Origin of the sequence: Streptomyces peucetius, assembly GCF_025854275.1 — a bacterium.
GTDB classification, from domain to species: Bacteria; Actinomycetota; Actinomycetes; order Streptomycetales; family Streptomycetaceae; genus Streptomyces; species Streptomyces peucetius_A.
Window position 1 is genome coordinate 5477225 of record NZ_CP107567.1, and the last position, 15994, is coordinate 5493218.

General features: G+C 71.2%; 11 protein-coding genes. 6 read left to right on the top strand and 5 right to left on the bottom strand.

From position 1 onward, the window contains the following. Positions 1 to 41 precede the first annotated feature (41 nt). Positions 42 to 1667 (bottom strand): ATP-binding protein, encoded by a 1626-nt coding sequence (locus OGH68_RS25350; protein WP_264247270.1) that lies wholly within the window; start codon positions 1665 to 1667, stop codon positions 42 to 44. A 128-nt stretch (positions 1668 to 1795) separates the two neighbouring features. On the opposite strand from OGH68_RS25350, the gene OGH68_RS25355 reads away from it, so the two are divergent. Then, entirely contained in the window at positions 1796 to 3166 is a 1371-nt protein-coding gene (locus OGH68_RS25355; RefSeq protein ID WP_264247271.1) for a cation:dicarboxylate symporter family transporter, read from the top strand. 829 nt (positions 3167 to 3995) lie between these two features. Next, positions 3996 to 5447, top strand: a complete 1452-nt coding sequence (locus OGH68_RS25360; protein ID WP_264247273.1) for a cellulase family glycosylhydrolase — start codon at positions 3996 to 3998, stop codon at positions 5445 to 5447. Positions 5448 to 5618: 171 nt separating this feature from the next. Here OGH68_RS25360 and OGH68_RS25365 read toward each other — a convergent pair whose 3' ends face one another. After that, positions 5619 to 6497, bottom strand: coding sequence for an aldo/keto reductase (locus tag OGH68_RS25365; protein ID WP_264247274.1), 879 nt, complete (start codon positions 6495 to 6497; stop codon positions 5619 to 5621). Beyond that, on the bottom strand, positions 6497 to 7420 hold the full coding sequence (locus OGH68_RS25370) for an NAD-dependent epimerase/dehydratase family protein (RefSeq protein ID WP_264247275.1): 924 nt from the start codon (positions 7418 to 7420) through the stop codon (positions 6497 to 6499). Before OGH68_RS25370 ends, OGH68_RS25365 begins: the two co-directional genes overlap by 1 nt. A gap of 91 nt (positions 7421 to 7511) precedes the next feature. On the opposite strand from OGH68_RS25370, the gene OGH68_RS25375 reads away from it, so the two are divergent. From OGH68_RS25375 to trxA, 3 genes are read left to right on the top strand one after another with little or no spacing between them, the layout of a single operon-like run. Next, a complete protein-coding gene (locus OGH68_RS25375) occupies positions 7512 to 8033 on the top strand; it encodes an Lrp/AsnC family transcriptional regulator (RefSeq protein WP_264247277.1) in 522 nt (173 codons plus the stop codon). Positions 8034 to 8091: 58 nt separating this feature from the next. Further along, a complete protein-coding gene (locus tag OGH68_RS25380; protein ID WP_264247278.1) occupies positions 8092 to 8484 on the top strand; it encodes a MerR family transcriptional regulator in 393 nt (130 codons plus the stop codon). 3 nt (positions 8485 to 8487) lie between these two features. Continuing rightward, positions 8488 to 8823, top strand: coding sequence for a thioredoxin (trxA, locus tag OGH68_RS25385; RefSeq protein ID WP_264247279.1), 336 nt, complete (start codon positions 8488 to 8490; stop codon positions 8821 to 8823). 55 nt (positions 8824 to 8878) lie between these two features. On the opposite strand, the gene OGH68_RS25390 is transcribed toward trxA, so the two are convergent. After that, positions 8879 to 10318 carry a WGR domain-containing protein gene (locus OGH68_RS25390; protein WP_264247280.1) on the bottom strand — a complete coding sequence of 480 codons (1440 nt, stop codon included), beginning with the start codon at positions 10316 to 10318 and terminating at the stop codon, positions 8879 to 8881. Positions 10319 to 10601: 283 nt separating this feature from the next. Between OGH68_RS25390 and OGH68_RS25395 the strand changes: the two genes are divergently transcribed. Beyond that, complete coding sequence (locus OGH68_RS25395) at positions 10602 to 12830, top strand: HelD family protein (protein WP_264247282.1); 2229 nt, start codon at positions 10602 to 10604, stop codon at positions 12828 to 12830. 48 nt (positions 12831 to 12878) lie between these two features. Here OGH68_RS25395 and glgB read toward each other — a convergent pair whose 3' ends face one another. Continuing rightward, positions 12879 to 15926 (bottom strand): 1,4-alpha-glucan branching enzyme, encoded by a 3048-nt coding sequence (gene glgB, locus OGH68_RS25400; protein WP_413471030.1) that lies wholly within the window; start codon positions 15924 to 15926, stop codon positions 12879 to 12881. Positions 15927 to 15994 lie beyond the last annotated feature (68 nt).

Genomic DNA, 15994 nt, shown 5'->3' on the forward strand with positions numbered 1-15994 from the left:
GGCGGCGACGGGGTCGTCCTCGACGACGAGGACACGGATCGTCACGTGGTCACCTCCGCGGGTCTCAGCGGCAGACGTACGGTGAACTCCGCACCGCCTTCCGGGCTTCGGGCCAGTTCGACGGTGCCACGGCCGCGGTGCACCGCCTGCTGCACGAGCGCGAGCCCGAGCCCGCGGCCCGCGCCGTGCGTGGACCAGCCGCGCCGGAACACCTCCGCGGCGTCCTGCGGGTCGACCCCGGCGCCGGTGTCGCCGACCCGCAGCAGTACTTCACCGTCCTCGACCCGCGCGGTGACGGTCACGCGTGCCCGTTCACCGCGGCCCGGCACCCCTTCGGTCCCGGCCACCGGTTCACAGGCCGCGTCGACCGCGTTGTCGATCAGGTTGCCCAGGATCGTCACCAGGTCGCGGGACGGGAGCGTACGGGGTATGACGCCGTCGTCGATGCTGCTGTCCTCGGTGAGGACCAGTTCCACACCCCGCTCGTTTGCCTGCGCCGCCTTGCCGAGGAGCAGCGCCGCCAGCACCGGTTCACCGACTGCGTCGACGACCCGGTCGGTCAGGGTCTGCGCCAGCTCCAGTTCGGCAGTGGCGAAGGCGACCGCCTCGTCCGCCCTGCCGAGCTCGATCAGGGAGACGACGGTGTGGAGCCGGTTGGCCGCCTCGTGGGCCTGGGAGCGCAGGGCCTGGGTGAAGCCCCGCTCGGAGTCGAGTTCGCCGGACAGCGCCTGGAGTTCCGTGTGGTCCCGCAGGGTGACCACCGTTCCGCGCCGCTCACCGCCCACCACCGGCTGGGTGTTGACGACGACGACGCGGTCGGCGGACAGGTGGACCTCGTCGACCCGCGGCTCGGAGGCCAGCAGCGCGCCGGTCAGCGGCGGGGGCAGACCGAGGTCGGCGACAGGGCGCCCCACCGGATCCTCGCCGAGCCCGAGCAGCTCCCGCGCGCCGTCGTTGGCGAGTGCGATCCGGCGGCTGCCGTCGAGCATGACGAGCCCTTCGCGGACGGCGTGCAGAGCGGCCTGGTGGTAGTCGTGCACGCGGCCGAGCTCGGTCGCGTTCATGCCGTGGGTGTGGCGCCGCAGCCGCGCGTTGATGACGTACGTGCCGAGCCCGCCGAGGGCGAGCGCCGTCCCTGCCATGGCGAGCAGCGCTGTGACCTGGTCGCGCACCTGCTCGGTGATCTCCTCGACGGTGATGCCGGCGCTGACGAGCGCGACGACCTTCCCGCCGTCGTACACCGGAGCCACCGTGCGCACGGACAGGCCGAGCGTGCCTACGTACTGCTCGCTGTAGATCCGGCCGTCGAGTGCCGGCTTTATGTGGCCGAGATAGGTGCGTCCGATCCGCTCGGGCACCGGGTGTGTCCAGCGCCGCCCCTCCGGGTCCATGATCACGACGAAGTCCATGTCGGCGTCCTCGCGCAGACCCTCCGCGTACGGCTGGAGCACCGCCGACGGGTCGGGGGACCGCACGGCCGCGGCGACCGACGGCGAACGGGCGGCGGCCGCGGCGGTGGCCCGGGACTGCAGGCGGGCGCTCTCCTCGGCCTGAGACCGGTCCGTGAGGTAGGCGAACAGCGCGAAGCCCGCGACGATCGCGGCGACGAGCACGACCTGCATCGCGAAGAGCTGGGCCGCGAGGCTGCGAGGGCGGGGGATGCGCATGGGTTCAGTCTGCCTGGCCGGATTTGTGTGAACGAAACGAACGCAAGGGTGACCGGTGTCACAGCCCTGGTGGATAGTCGCTGAGATCCACCGGGACGTGGACGCATATTCCAACGAGGAGGCACCCCGTGGCCACTACAGCCGCAGGCAAGCGGGACCGTACCCATTATCTGTATCTGGCAGTCATCGGCGCCGTGGTGCTCGGCATCATCGTCGGTTTCGCTGCCCCGGGGGTGGCCGTCGAGCTCAAGCCCATCGGCAAGGGCTTCGTCAATCTCATCAAGATGATGATCTCGCCGGTGATCTTCTGCACGATCGTGCTCGGCATCGGCTCCGTGCGGAAGGCGGCCAAGGTCGGCGCGGTCGGCGGACTGGCCCTCGGCTACTTCCTCGCCATGTCGACCGTGGCCCTCGCCATCGGCCTGGTCGTCGGCAACGTGCTGGAGCCGGGTTCCGGTCTCCACCTGACCGAGGCGGCGCGCGCGGCCGGCGCCGAGCAGGCGTCCGGTGGCGGCGAGAGCACCACGGACTTCCTGCTGGGCATCATCCCGACGACGCTGGTCTCCGCCTTCACCGAGGGCGAGGTGCTCCAGACACTGGTCGTCGCGCTGCTGGTCGGCTTCGCCCTGCAGGCCATGGGTTCGGCGGGTGAGCCGGTGCTGCGCGGCATCGGGCACATCCAGCGAGTGGTCTTCCGCGTCCTGGCCATGATCATGTGGGTCGCGCCGGTCGGTGCCTTCGGCGCCATCGCCGCCGTGGTCGGCGAGACCGGTCTCGACGCGCTGAAGTCGCTGGCCGTCATCATGATCGGGTTCTACGTCACCTGTGCCCTGTTCGTCTTCGTGGTGCTGGGCCTGCTGCTGCGCCTCGTCGCCGGGATGAACATCTTCACCCTGCTGAAGTACCTCGGCCGTGAGTTCCTGCTCATCCTCTCCACCTCCTCCTCCGAGTCCGCGCTGCCCCGGCTGATCGCGAAGATGGAGCACCTCGGCGTGAGCAAGCCGGTGGTCGGCATCACCGTTCCGACCGGCTACTCCTTCAACCTCGACGGCACCGCGATCTATCTGACGATGGCCTCGCTGTTCATCGCCAACGCGACGGGAGCGCCGCTCAGCGCCTCCGAGCAGATCTCGCTGCTCGTCTTCATGATCATCGCCTCGAAGGGTGCGGCGGGCGTCACCGGAGCGGGCCTCGCGACGCTGGCCGGCGGCCTGCAGTCGCACCGGCCGGAGCTGGTCGACGGCGTGGGCCTGATCGTCGGCATCGACCGCTTCATGAGCGAGGCGCGTGCCCTGACGAACTTCGCGGGCAACGCCGTGGCCACGGTCCTCGTCGGCACGTGGACCAAGGAGATCGACAAGGGCCGGGCCGCCCAGGTGCTCGCCGGCAAGGTCCCCTTCGACGAGAAGACGCTGGTCGACGACCATGCCCCGCAGGGCGGCGACGAGGCGGACGTCCCCGCACCGCGGGACGACGAGCGTGAGCCCGTGAAGGTCTGATACCCCGCTGACCTTCTTCCCCCGGCGTGTGCCGGACCCTCTTCCCCCTTGGGTCCGGCACACGCCGATGTGCGTTCTCCGGCGCCCTGCGGTTACGGAGTGACGCCGATGTTGGTCAGTCCTTTCGTCTCCCCGGTGACCGTGTTCGACGCGTGGACGACGTTCGGCCGCTCACGGCACCTCGACGTGGACGTGAATCGAGGACAACACCGGGACGTTCCCCCCGCCTGGGACCTTCGCCAACGGATACCAGACGCACCACCCCGCCGCCTCCCGGATAGCCGGCGCCCTTGACGTCGACGGGCTCGGCGGTGACGTACGGGCCGATGCGGCTGTTCTCCACGAGGACGCGGTCCGAGTGGTCCGCTCCGTCCTTGTTGCCGTGGCAGCCCCGCGGACCCGAGGTAGAGGCCCTCGCCGTACTGCGGCTTGACCAGCCCGGTGCGTTCGACGACGGAGTCGCGGATCACGCCGTCGGCGGAGGAGCGGCGGAAGTGCACCCCGTTTTCCTCCACGTGGTGCACATGCAGCCAGTCCAGGGTCACATGGTGCGAGTTCGTCCAGGACCACGCCTTCTTGGAGTCCCTGACGGTGAACCCGTGCAGCTTCCGGTACGGCGCCGAGTACAGCCAGAGTCCGTAGCCGGGGTCCCAGCCGGCGGTCGGCACGGGGCAGGACGGCGCCTTGCTCAAAACCGATCAACGTCCATGTATATGGACGACGATCTGACGGAGAGAGATTGTCGTGCACCTTGCGAAACCCTTCCAGCCCTTGGTTCCATCGAGTTAGGAAAGTTTCCTAACGTCCAACTTCCGGATGGAGCCCCCACATGAGACCGGCTCGTTTCCAGCTACGCCCCGCCACGGCCGTGGCGGCACTCGGCAGCGCCCTGCTCCTCGCCCTCACCGCGGCACCCGCTCCGCCCGGCCTCGCCGCGCCGGCGGTGGACCGCGCGGCCCCCGCCGCCTCCGTGGCGGAGGCCGCCGCCCCCCGGATGACCGCGGAGATCACCCGGACCTCGGTGTGGGACACCGGCTACACCGCAGGCGTGACCGTCGCCAACGGCGGTGACACCAAGGCCACCGGCTGGAAGGTCGAGTTCGACCTGCCCGCGGGGACGGAGGTCTCGAACCACTGGTCGGCCACCCAGGTGCGGAGCGGGCAGCACTACACCTTCACCAACGCCTCCTGGAACGGCGACATCGCCCCCGGCGGACAGGAAGGCTTCGGCTTCAACGCCCGGGGGAACGGACTGCCCCTCAACTGCACCGTCAACGGCCTGCCCTGCGACGGCGGCGACGGAACGCCCACCGACCCGCCCACCGACCCGCCCGCGGACGGGACCCCCGTCGCCGTCAACGGACAGCTCGAGGTGTGCGGCACCAAGCTCTGCAACGAGCACGGCAACCCCGTCCAGTTGCGCGGCATGAGCACCCACGGCACCCAGTGGTACCCGCAGTGCCTGACCCGCGGCTCACTCGACGCCCTGGCGGACGACTGGAACGCCGACGTCCTGCGGGTCTCCACATATGTGCAGGAGGAGGGTTACGAGACCGACCCCCGGCACTTCACCGATCTCGCCGACTCCTTGATCCAGCAGGCGACCGACCGGGGCATGTACGTGATCGTCGACTGGCACATGCTCAGCCCCGGCGACCCGTACCACAACCTGGACAACGCCCGGAAGTTCTTCACCGACATCGCCAACCGCAACAAGGGCAAGAACAACATCCTCTACGAGATCGCCAATGAGCCCAGCGGCGTGAGCTGGTCGAGGATCAAGAGCTACGCCGAGCAGATCATCCCGGTCATCCGGAACATCGACTCCGACGCACCCGTCCTGGTCGGCACCCGCGCCTGGTCCTCGCTCGGCCTCTCCGAGGGCGGTGACGAGCGCGAGGTCGTGAACAATCCGGTGAACGCCGCCAACATCATGTACACCTTCCACTTCTACGCCGCCTCGCACCGTGAGGAGAACCTGGCTGCCCTCTCCCGGGCGGCGGACCGGATCCCCATGTTCGTCACCGAGTTCGGCACCCAGGACTACGCGGGTGAGGGTGCCAATGACTTCGCCATGTCCCAGCGCTACCTCGACCTGATGGCGGCCGAGAAGATCAGCTGGGTCAACTGGAACTTCTCGGACGACCACCGCTCGGGTGCCGTCTTCAAGACCGGCACCTGCAACAACGACGGCCCGTGGGCCGGTACGTCGTCCCTGAAGGAGGCCGGCGTCTGGATCCGCGACCGGATCCGGACCCCGGACAACTTCCCGACGAGCTGACCCGCCACCGCCACCGCCACCTTCACCGCCCCGCGCCGCCCGTCCGGGCCTGACCCGGGCGCGGGCCCGCCGCCGCGCCGGCGCCGGGCCCCGGTACCGACCGGTCGGGTCCACCGGCCGGTCGGGTCCACCGGCCGGTCGGGTGCGCGGGCCGGTCGGATCCACCGGCGGTCAGGCCTCGAGTGACGCCGACTCGGCGGCGGTCAGCACGAGATCCGCTGCCGCGGCCGAGTCGGTGACGGTGCCCGGCCGGCTCGCGCCGGGAATCGGCACCACCGTCGGCGACTTCGCCAGCAGCCAGGCCAGAGCCACCTGCTGCGCGCTGACGCCCCGGTCGCGGGCCACGGCGTGGAACGCCTCGTACGGCCCGGTCGCGGCGAGGGCCGACGGGCCGTCCAGCGAGCTGCGCGATATCCCGCCCAGCGGGCTCCACGGCAGGAACGCCAGCCCCAGCTCCGCGCACAGCCGCAACTCCGGTTCGCTGTCGCGCACCTCGGGCGAGTACCGGTTCTGTACGGACACCAGCACGTCACCGAGCATCTCGTGGGCCAGCAGGATCTGGTCCGTGTCGACGTTCGAGATCCCCGCCCGCAGGATCGTCCCCTCGGCCAGCAGTTCCGTCAGTGCGCCCAGCGACTCGGCGTAGGGGACGTCCGGGTCCGGCTTGTGGAGCTGGTACAGCCCGATCGCGTCGCCGCCGAGGCGGGCCAGGGAGCCCTCGGCGGCCCGCTTGAGATGCTTCGGGTCGCCGTTCACGCTCCAGCCGCCGTCGGCGGTCCGGCCGCGCCCGCCCTTCGTGGCGACGAGCACGGAGCCGGTGTCACCCCCGTACTCGGACAGGGCGCGCGCGACCAGCAGTTCGCCGGGACCCGGTCCGGCGCCGGGTACGTGGTACGAGTCGGCCGTGTCGATCAGGGTGACGCCGGCGTCGAGCGCGGCGTGGATGGTGGCGACGGCCCGCCGCTCGTCAGGATGCCCCTCGATGGACAGCGGCATCGCCCCGTATCCGATCGCTCCGACGCGGAGATCTCCGATGGTGCGGTGGCGCATCAGTCCTCGTCCTTCGGTGTCTTTCGCCCCGGCGCGTGCAGGGTCTCGGCGACCGCGGTGCCCAGCCATGCGGAGGTGTGGGTGAAAGGGAAGCCGAGCCGCGCGGCCCGGGTGTTGTCCATGGCGTAGGAACGGGCGAAGGAGAACGGGGAGAACGTGCCCACCTCCACCGAGGCGAATTCCGCGGTGCCGCCGGTCACGCGCCGGACCGCCTCACAGATGTCGGCGGTGACGAGCGGGCCGTGGGAGTTCGCGTTCACCGGGCCGGTGAATTCCTGCCCCACTGCCCAGAAGAGGAAGTCGGCGATCTCGTCCACGGATATGTAGGTCGCGGGCCGGTTGTCCGCGGGGACGCGGATCGGCCTGCCGTCGCGCATACGGGAGGCGTAGTGCTCGACGCGGCCGGTGAAGTCGTCCGCGCCGCCCAGGACATGGGCCGACCGCACGGACGCCCACGGCAGGCGGGGGTCCGCCGCGAGGACCGCTTCTGCCTGGCGCTTTCCCTCGCCGTAGTGCCGCTCCAGATATTCCGGGTCGTCCCAGGGGGCGTCGAGGTCGACGGTGACGCCGTGCGGGTCGACGGCGTCCTCGCGGACGGGGGTGTCGGAGTCCTCGTACTCGTACACCTCGACCGTGGAGGTCAGGAGATAGCGGCCGGTGCGGCCGCCGAAGACGCGCCGGGCGGTCGCTGCCTGACGCGGCGTGTAGCAGACCTGGTCGACGACGACGTCGAAGGTCCGGTCGCCGAGGGCGTTGTGCAGCGATGCCTCGTCGTTCCTGTCGGCGACGAGATGGCGCACGCCCCCGGGCGGTGCGGAAGAGCCGCGATTGACGACGGTGACCCGGTCGCCGGCGGCAAGCAGTCGTGCGACGAGCCGCTTTCCGAAGTAGCGACTGCCCCCGATGACGCATACCTCGCGCATTTCCCTGACTCCCCGATTCCTCGATTTCACCCGGTGTTACGGCTTCCGGTACCAGTGTTACGTTGACGGACGGCGTCCTGAAGGGGGAAACATGGGAGATCCGGCGTCGGAGCAGAGGGAACCACGGCAGTTGCGGCTCGCCGCCGGTGAAACGTCGGTGGGCGCCTTCGATGCGGTGGACCGGCACATCCTGGAGATCATGCAGAGCGACGGCCGGATCAAGCTCAGCGAGCTCGGCCGCCGGGTGCGACTGAGCCCCGCCGCGGTGACCGAACGCGTCCGCAGGCTGGAGACGTGCGGTGCGATCACCGGCTACGGCGCCCATGTGGCGCCCGCCCGGCTCGGCTACGGAATCCAGGCCTTCATCCGGATCGATCCGCACGCCGGCTACAACTTCAAGCATCCGCGGACGCTGGAGCTGCTGGAGCGGCCCGAGATCATCGAGGCGCACCATGTGGTCGGCGAGGACTGCTGGATCCTCAAGGTCGCGGTGACCGACACGGTCCATCTGGAGGAAGTGCTCGACCAGATCTCCGCGCTGGGCCGCACGGCGACGTCGATCGTGCTGACCTCACCGCTGCCCCGCAAACCCCTGCTGCCGCACGGCGGTTGACGGCGGCCGGAGCGGCGGCCGTTGCCTTGACGTCGGCGTCAAGGCTTACGGTCGGGTCATGCGAATCGGCGAGCTCGCGGAGCGGGCCGGGACGACCACCCGCACCCTGCGCTACTACGAGTCCCGCGGGCTGCTGCCCGCCCGGCGTGCGGTGAACGGCTACCGCACCTACGACGAGGACGACCTGCGGCTGCTCCGGCAGATCCGGACCCTTCAGGACTTCGGGTTCGACCTGGAGGAGACCCGGCCGTTCGTCGAGTGCCTGCGCGCGGGCCATCCGGCGGGCGACTCGTGCCCGGCCTCGATCGCCGTCTACCGGACCAAGCTCGCCGAACTGGACGCCCTCATCGGGCAGTTGCGGTCCGTGCGGGCGCAGGTCGGTGCGCAGCTCATGCGGGCCGAGGCGCAACTGCCGCAAGGCCCGGACCCACAGTGCGAATTCGGAGGCTGACGAATGATCCACGCAGAAGGTGTCGCCGCCGTGACGGACACGGACTTCGACACCGAGGTGCTGGGCGCGGACCGCCCGGTTCTCGTCGAGTTCGCCGCGGACTGGTGCGGCCCCTGCCGCCAGCTCGCCCCGGTGCTGAGCGCGGTCGCGAAGGAGGAGACGGCACGGCTGAAGGTGCTCCAGATCGACGCGGACACCAATCCGGAGACGGTCACGCGCTACGGCGTGCTGTCCATGCCGACCCTGATGGTCTTCCACGGGGGCAAGCCCGTGAAGTCCATGGTCGGCGCCCGTCCCAAGCGCCGGCTCCTGCAGGAACTGGAGGACGTGCTCGGCTGACCGGCACCCCACCCCGCCCCACCCCACCTCGCCCCGGCGCCCCGCCGCGGCCGCCTCAGACCAGCCGGCGGATCTCGCCGCGCACGCGGTAGAAACCGGACTGCGCCGGGTGCAGCGCGTCCACCACGTACCGTGCGCCCACTTCGCGTATCCCGCGGGGGAACTGGACGTTCCAGGAGGGCTCGAAGCCGTCCGAGACGACGTGCACCCGCAGCTTCCCGCCCACCTGGACGCACTCCACCACGACGCCGCCGGCCGGTGGTGACGAAACCGTGGCCACCGCCCTGAGGGAGGCCGCGGGGGTGTAGGTCGGCAGCGCGGCGGCGGACTTGACGTCCTTGGCGACGGGGACCGTGCCCTGCTGGGCGGAGGCGACCGCCGACTCGCTCGCGTCCATGCACACCAGCGAGCCCTCGGTGGTGACCATGTACAGCTTCTCCTCGTGGTACTGCATGGACAGGGCGGACCCGTCGCCGGTACGGAGCTTCCACAGGCGCCTGCCGTCGGCGGCGAAGCAGTAGACCGAGGACGAGGAGTCGCCCGCGAACACGTACCGCCCGTCCGGCGAGGTGGCGCACGAGTACACCGCCGTGTCGCAGCGGAACGTGGCCTCGATGGTGCCCGTCCGCTTCGACAGGCGCTGCACCACGTGCCGGGCCGTGCCGGCGTATACGGAGGTGTCCTCCTGCCAGCCGAAGAGCACGGCGCCGGTCGTCGGCGTGTGCCACAACTCGCCGCTGCCGTCGGGGCAGTACGCGGTGACGCCCCGCTGGTGGCCGTGGTACACGGCCTGTTCGTCCGCCCGCACCATCCAGGCGTGCTCGCCGGACGACTTCCGGGCCCACTGGTACTCGTCCTCGTGGTCGATGACGGTGAGACCGCCGTCGACGCCGGAGACCTTGAGCACGCCCTCCCTGATGTCGAGCCAGAGGATGTCGACGTCAGCCGCTATGTCGTACGCGGCGAACGGCAGCTTCGACGACAGGTCGTACACCTTGCCGTCGTCGCAGCCCGCGTAGATCCAGAAGTCGTCCGCCACCAGGCACTTGACGCCGTCCGGCAGGGAGTACCGGGCCAGTACCTCACCGTCGTGACCGAGGGTGTAGACGTCACCGGCCTGGTTGCCCACCCAGCAGCGGTCCTCGTCGATGTGGATGCCGAAGGCGGCGGAGCCTGTCCGGAACCGCCACAGGACCGGTGCCGTGGAGCGTGCGGTGGACGGCGCCGACGTCACCTGGCGGCGCGTCACCGGACGCGCGGCGCGCTGTCCCTGCACGGCGGGCGCGTACCCTTTGCGCACCTTCTCGCCGATCTTCTTCGCCGCGGCGGCCTGCGCCTTCTCGACGGTCGGGAAGGACGACGTCTGCAGCTGTCCGGCAGCTCCGATCCGGCCGTAGCGCACCGAGACGGACGTCCCCTCCACGACCACCTCGTAGAACTTGTGCGCCGTGCCGTCGTCCTGCGACAGCTCCAGATACGTCTTCGTCCGCGACATGGCAGACCCCTCCCCAGGACCCAACAGACGGCCGTCCCCGCCCGTTCCCACTGCGAAGAACGCTACGGGCCACCACTGACAAGGGCCGGTCCACGCGGCCCGCGCCGCACGTGCGGAGGCCGCCCCGACACGTCCCCGAGGACACAAGAAACCCCGGTCCGAATTGACGGCCGGGGTATTTCGCTGCGTATATTGGTGGTTTCCGTGTTGGTGAATCCGCAGCACCATGGAGAAGCGTCACGGAGAAGTTCAATAAACGAATCCTATCGCGTCAGGAGCTGAATTGTCAACCGAGGAATTGCGGCGGGAACAGCAATTCGTCTCCCTCGTGCACGAGCGGCTCGATCAGCTCCGTGACGAGGCCGAATCCGCCCTGAGCAGCACGATCGCGCAGGGCGGGACCGGTCGGCAGTCGCGGGTGGAGCGGGACATCGGCGTCGTCGAGCACTCGGCGACGCTCGCCGCGCTGAATGCCGCGGACTCCGGGCTCTGTTTCGGACGCATCGACCGGCGCGACGGAGTGACGCATCACATCGGGCGCACCGGAATCCGCCGCGACGACGCGGAAAGGACACCGCTGCTGATCGACTGGCGGGCCCCGGTCGCGCGCCCGTTCTACCTCGCGACCGGTTACGAGCCGATGGGGCTGCGCCGCCGCCGGCACATCACCACACAGGGTCGGACGGTCACCGCGCTGCACGACGAGATCATGGATCTCGCCGACACCACCCGCACCGGTTACGAGTCCCACGACGCGGACGAGGTGCTCCTCGCCGCGCTGAACAGCGCCCGCACCGGACGGATGGGCGACATCGTGTCGACCATCCAGGCCGAGCAGGACCGGATCATCCGCGCCCCGCAGCGCGGTGTGCTCGTCGTCGAGGGCGGGCCCGGAACGGGGAAGACCGCCGTCGCGCTGCACCGGGCCGCGTATCTGCTGTACGCGCACCGGGAGCAGCTCGCCAAGCGCGCGGTGCTGATCGTCGGGCCCAACCCGGCGTTCCTCGGCTACATCGGGGAGGTGCTGCCCTCGCTCGGCGAGACGGGTGTGCTGCTGTCGACGGTGGGCGAGCTGTTCCCCGGCGTCCACGCCACCGGCACCGACAGCTCCGCCGCCGCCGAGATCAAGGGCCGTGACGCCATGGCCGGCGTACTGGCCGAGGCGGTGAGGGACCGGCAGCAGGTGCCCGGCAAGGACGCGCCGCTCGTCGTCCCGCACGACGACGGCGATCTCGTCATCGACTGGGGCATGGCCGTCGAGGCACGCCACAAGGCCCGCGAGACCGGGCTGCCGCACAACCTGGCCCGGCCGCACTTCGTGTTCCGGATCATCGACGATCTGACCGCCCAGCTCGCCGACCGCATCGGCGCCGACCCGTACGGCGGCCCCAACTTCCTCGGCCCCGACGACATCGCGCAGCTCGGCAAAGCGATCGCCGCCAGCGCCGACGTGCACGCCGCGATCGCCACGCTGTGGCCGCCGCTCACCCCGCGGGAGTTCCTCGCGGACTTCCTCGCCGAGCCGACGCATCTGCCGGAGGAGGAGGCCGCGCTGCTCAGACGTGCGACGGGCCCGTGGACACCCGCCGACGTGCCGCTCCTGGACGAGGTCGCGGAACTCCTCGGTGAGGACGACTCCGCCGCCCTGGCCCGTGCCGAGGCCGAACGCGCCCGGCAGATCGCCTACGCACAGGGCGTGCTCGACGTCTCGTACGCCTCGCGGACGTACGAGTTCGAGGACAAGGACGACGAGGACTCGGAGGTCCTCGCCGCGCACGACATCATCGACGCCGAGCGGATGGCGGAGCGGCAGGAGGAGGCCGACCACCGCAGTGCCGCGGAACGCGCCGCCGCCGACCGGACCTGGGCCTTCGGGCACATCATCGTCGACGAGGCGCAGGAGCTGTCGCGGATGGCGTGGCGGCTGCTGATGCGGCGCTGCCCCACCCGGTCGATGACGCTGGTCGGCGACCCGGCGCAGACCGGTGACGCGGCCGGCTGCGCTTCGTGGCGGGACATCCTCGAGCCGTACGTCGGTGACCGCTTCGAGCACACGACGCTCGGCGTCAACTACCGCACGCCCGCCGAGATCATGGAACTGGCGGCCGAGGTGCGGCGCAGCGAGGACCCGGAGTTCCGGCCGCCGCGCTCGGTGCGTTCCACGGGCGTCGAACCGTGGGAGGTCACCGTGGAACCGGCCGGCCTCGCCGCGACCGTCGCCGCCCGGGTCGCCGACGCGCCGCACGAGGGCCGGATCGCGGTGATCGCGCCCGCCTCGCTGCACCCCGCCCTGGCCGACGCGCTTCCCGGCGTGGCCGCCACCGGTGAGCCCGACCTCACGCAGCCCGTCGTGCTGCTCGACGCGAGGACGGCCAAGGGCCTGGAGTTCGACACCGTGATCGTGGCGGAGCCGGAGCTGATCCGCTCCGGCTCCGCGCACGGTGTGAACGATCTGTACGTGGCGTACACGCGGGCCACCCAGCGCCTGGGCGTGGTGCGCGCCGCCCGGTAGGCGCCCGGGACGGTCACGGGCACACGGCCGTGACCGTCCCGGAGCGCCTCACGCCGGCCGGAACCAGATCGTCGCCAGCGGCGGCAGCGTCGGGGCGATCGACGCACGCCGACCGTGCGACTCGACCTGCTCGGGCTTCAGCGGGTCCGCGTTGAGCACGCCGGAGCCGCCGAAGCGTTCCTCGTCGGTGTTGAGGACCTCCTTCCAGGCGGTGACCGATTCCGGAACGCCCAGACGGAAGTCGTGCCGCACGACCGGCGAGAAGTTGCTCACCGCGAGCAGCGGCGCGCCGTGCTTGTCGAAGCGCAGGAAGGCGAAGACGTTGTCCTCCCAGGCGCCGCCGTCCACCCATGCGAACCCCTCGGGCACGGTGTCCAGCTGCCACAGCGCGGGGGTCTCGCCGTACACCACGTTCAGTTCGCGCACCAGGTCCCGCACGCCGCGGTGATCGGGCTCCGCCGCGTACGACGGGTCGAGCAGCCACCAGTCCGGGCCGTGGCCCTCCGACCACTCCGCGCCCTGGGCGAACTCCTGGCCCATGAACAGCAGCTGCTTGCCCGGGTGGGACCACATGAAGCCCAGGTACGCCCGATGGTTGGCCCGCTGCTGCCACCAGTCGCCGGGCATCTTGCTGACCAGTGCCCGCTTGCCGTGCACCACCTCGTCGTGCGAGATCGGCAGCACGTAGTTCTCGCTGTAGGCGTACACCATCGAGAACGTCATCTCGTTGTGGTGGTACTTGCGGTGCACGGGCTCCTTGGAGACGTACACGAGCGAGTCGTGCATCCAGCCCATGTTCCACTTCAGGCCGAAACCGAGCCCGCCGTGGTGTGTCGGGCGGGTCACGCCGTTCCACGCCGTGGACTCCTCGGCGATCGTGACGACCCCCGGGTTGCGCCGGTAGACGGTGGCGTTCATCTCCTGGAGGAAGGCGACGGCGTCCAGGTTCTCCCGGCCGCCGTGCTCGTTCGGCGACCACTGGCCGTCCTCGCGCGAGTAGTCGAGATAGAGCATCGAGGCGACCGCGTCGACCCGCAGCCCGTCGATGTGGAACTCCTCGCACCAGTACGTCGCGTTGGCCACCAGGAAGTTGCGCACCTCCTTGCGCCCGTAGTCGAACTCGAGCGTCCCCCAGTCGGGATGGGCCGCCCGCGCCGGGTCGCTGTGCTCGTACAGGGGACGGCCGTCGAACTCCGCCAGCGCCCAGTCGTCCCGCGGGAAGTGCGCCGGCACCCAGTCCACCAGAACACCGATGCCCGCCCGGTGCAGGCTGTCCACCAGGTACCGGAAGTCGTCGGGGGTGCCCATCCGGGACGTCGGCGCGTAGAAGCCGGTCACCTGGTAGCCCCAGGACCCGCCGAACGGATGCTCGGCGACCGGCATGAACTCGACATGGGTGAAGCCGAGGTCCTTCACGTACTTCGGCAGCTGCACGGCCAGCTGGCGGTAGGTCAGCCCCGGGCGCCAGGACGGCAGATGCACCTCGTATACGGACAGCGGCGCCTCGTGGAGGAGGCGGTCGGCGCGGTGCGTCATCCACTCCTGGTCGCACCACTCGTGGTGCGACTCGGTCACGATCGACGCGTTGGCCGGCGGCACCTCGGTACGGCGGGCCATCGGGTCGGCCCGCTGGGTGTACGAGCCGTCCGGGCGCATGATCTCGAACTTGTAGAGCGCGCCGTCCCCGACCTCGGGCAGGAACAGCTCCCACACTCCGGTACCGCCGAGGGAGCGCATGGGGAAGCCGGTGCCGTTCCAGAAGTTGAAGTCGCCGACCACGCGCACACCACGGGCATTGGGCGCCCAGACGGTGAAACGCGTGCCGGTGACGCCCTGATGGGTCATCGGATGGGCGCCGAGCGCCTTCCACAGCTCCTCGTGCCGGCCCTCGCCGATCAGATGCAGATCGAGCTCGCCGAGCGCGGGCAGGAAGCGGTACGGGTCCTCCACCTCGAAGCCGTCCTCGTGGCCCTCGTAGGTGACGAGGAGGCGGTACTCGGGGGTGGTGAGCAGCGGGAGCACGCCGGAGAAGAGGCCGTCGCCGTCGTCGTTCAGCTGGGCGCGCAGGCCCTTGGCGAGGACCGTGACGGACAGGGCGTGCGGGCGCAGCACCCGCAACTGGACGCCGCCGCGCACCGAATGGGCGCCGAGCAGCGCGTGCGGATCGTGGTGGCCGCCGCTGAGGAGCCGGGCCCGGTCGTCGCCGCCGAGCGGCTGCGCCGCACGGACCCCGCGCCCGTCACGCGGCCGCGGCGCACCCGCAGCCTTGCCCCGGCCGGCCTTCCCGGGGCCGCTCGCCCCGGCACCGGCTCGGGCCGCCGGGTCGCCCGTCGCCCCGCCTGCCCCGGCGGTTCTGCCGACCGGGGCGCGCCCGGTGCCGGCGGGCGCCGGTGCGTTCTTGTCGGACGCGCCGCGCCTGCTCGCGCCCGGCTTCCGGCCGGCGCTCTCCGCCCGGGCGGCGGTGGCGCCTTCCCCCGGGGAACCCGCGCCGCCTCGGCGCCTCTCCCGCGAGGCGCCCTTACCGGCCTGCAACGGCCCGGCCTCTGCGGCGACCGGGCGGGCCGTGCGCGAGGCGTCCGCGGAACCTGCCGCGTCCTCGCTCGGGCCGACCGGCTCCGGTACGGTCGCGACGGCCTCGGCGGTGACGACGGCGGAGCCGGCCGCGCCCGTCCGGGCACGCTTCGTACGGCCGGAGCCCCGTGCCCCTCCCGTACCGGCTGCCGGCTCGCCGCCACCGTCCGGCGCCGCCACGGCACTTGTGCCGTCCGCGGCCGCCGAGCCGTCACCGCCGGCTCCCGCCGCGTCCTGCCCGGTGTCCGCCCGGCCGCCGAGGCCGGCGGGGGGTTTCCGGGCGCCTGACGAGCGGCCGCCGGCGTCCACCGCCCCGGCCGCCCCGGTCACGTCCGCGGAGCCGGCCTCTGTGGCCGGGCCGCCGGTACGCCCGTCCGTCCCGGCGGAGGCGGGGCGTTCTCCCGTGCCGCGCACCGGCTCCGGTCCGGCCGGCACGGCGGTGTCGGTGTCTGCGCTGTGCGTCTCGGTCGGCTGGTGCGGGACTTCCGGTCCCGGGGACTTGCGGGACGACGGTCGGGCGGTCACGGATTCGGCCTCCTCGGGCGGCGAACTGCGGTGGGGGACGGTACGGGTCAAAGTCAGGTCGGGGTCGG

Coding starts and splice junctions, on each gene's coding strand:
- OGH68_RS25390 (WP_264247280.1), bottom strand. CDS start 10,318: ATGTCGCGGACGAAGACGTATCTGGAGCTGTCGCAGGACGACGGCACG.
- OGH68_RS25375 (WP_264247277.1), top strand. CDS start 7,512: ATGGGAGATCCGGCGTCGGAGCAGAGGGAACCACGGCAGTTGCGGCTC.
- trxA (WP_264247279.1), top strand. CDS start 8,488: ATGATCCACGCAGAAGGTGTCGCCGCCGTGACGGACACGGACTTCGAC.
- OGH68_RS25370 (WP_264247275.1), bottom strand. CDS start 7,420: ATGCGCGAGGTATGCGTCATCGGGGGCAGTCGCTACTTCGGAAAGCGG.
- OGH68_RS25350 (WP_264247270.1), bottom strand. CDS start 1,667: ATGCGCATCCCCCGCCCTCGCAGCCTCGCGGCCCAGCTCTTCGCGATG.
- OGH68_RS25380 (WP_264247278.1), top strand. CDS start 8,092: ATGCGAATCGGCGAGCTCGCGGAGCGGGCCGGGACGACCACCCGCACC.
- OGH68_RS25365 (WP_264247274.1), bottom strand. CDS start 6,497: ATGCGCCACCGCACCATCGGAGATCTCCGCGTCGGAGCGATCGGATAC.
- OGH68_RS25360 (WP_264247273.1), top strand. CDS start 3,996: ATGAGACCGGCTCGTTTCCAGCTACGCCCCGCCACGGCCGTGGCGGCA.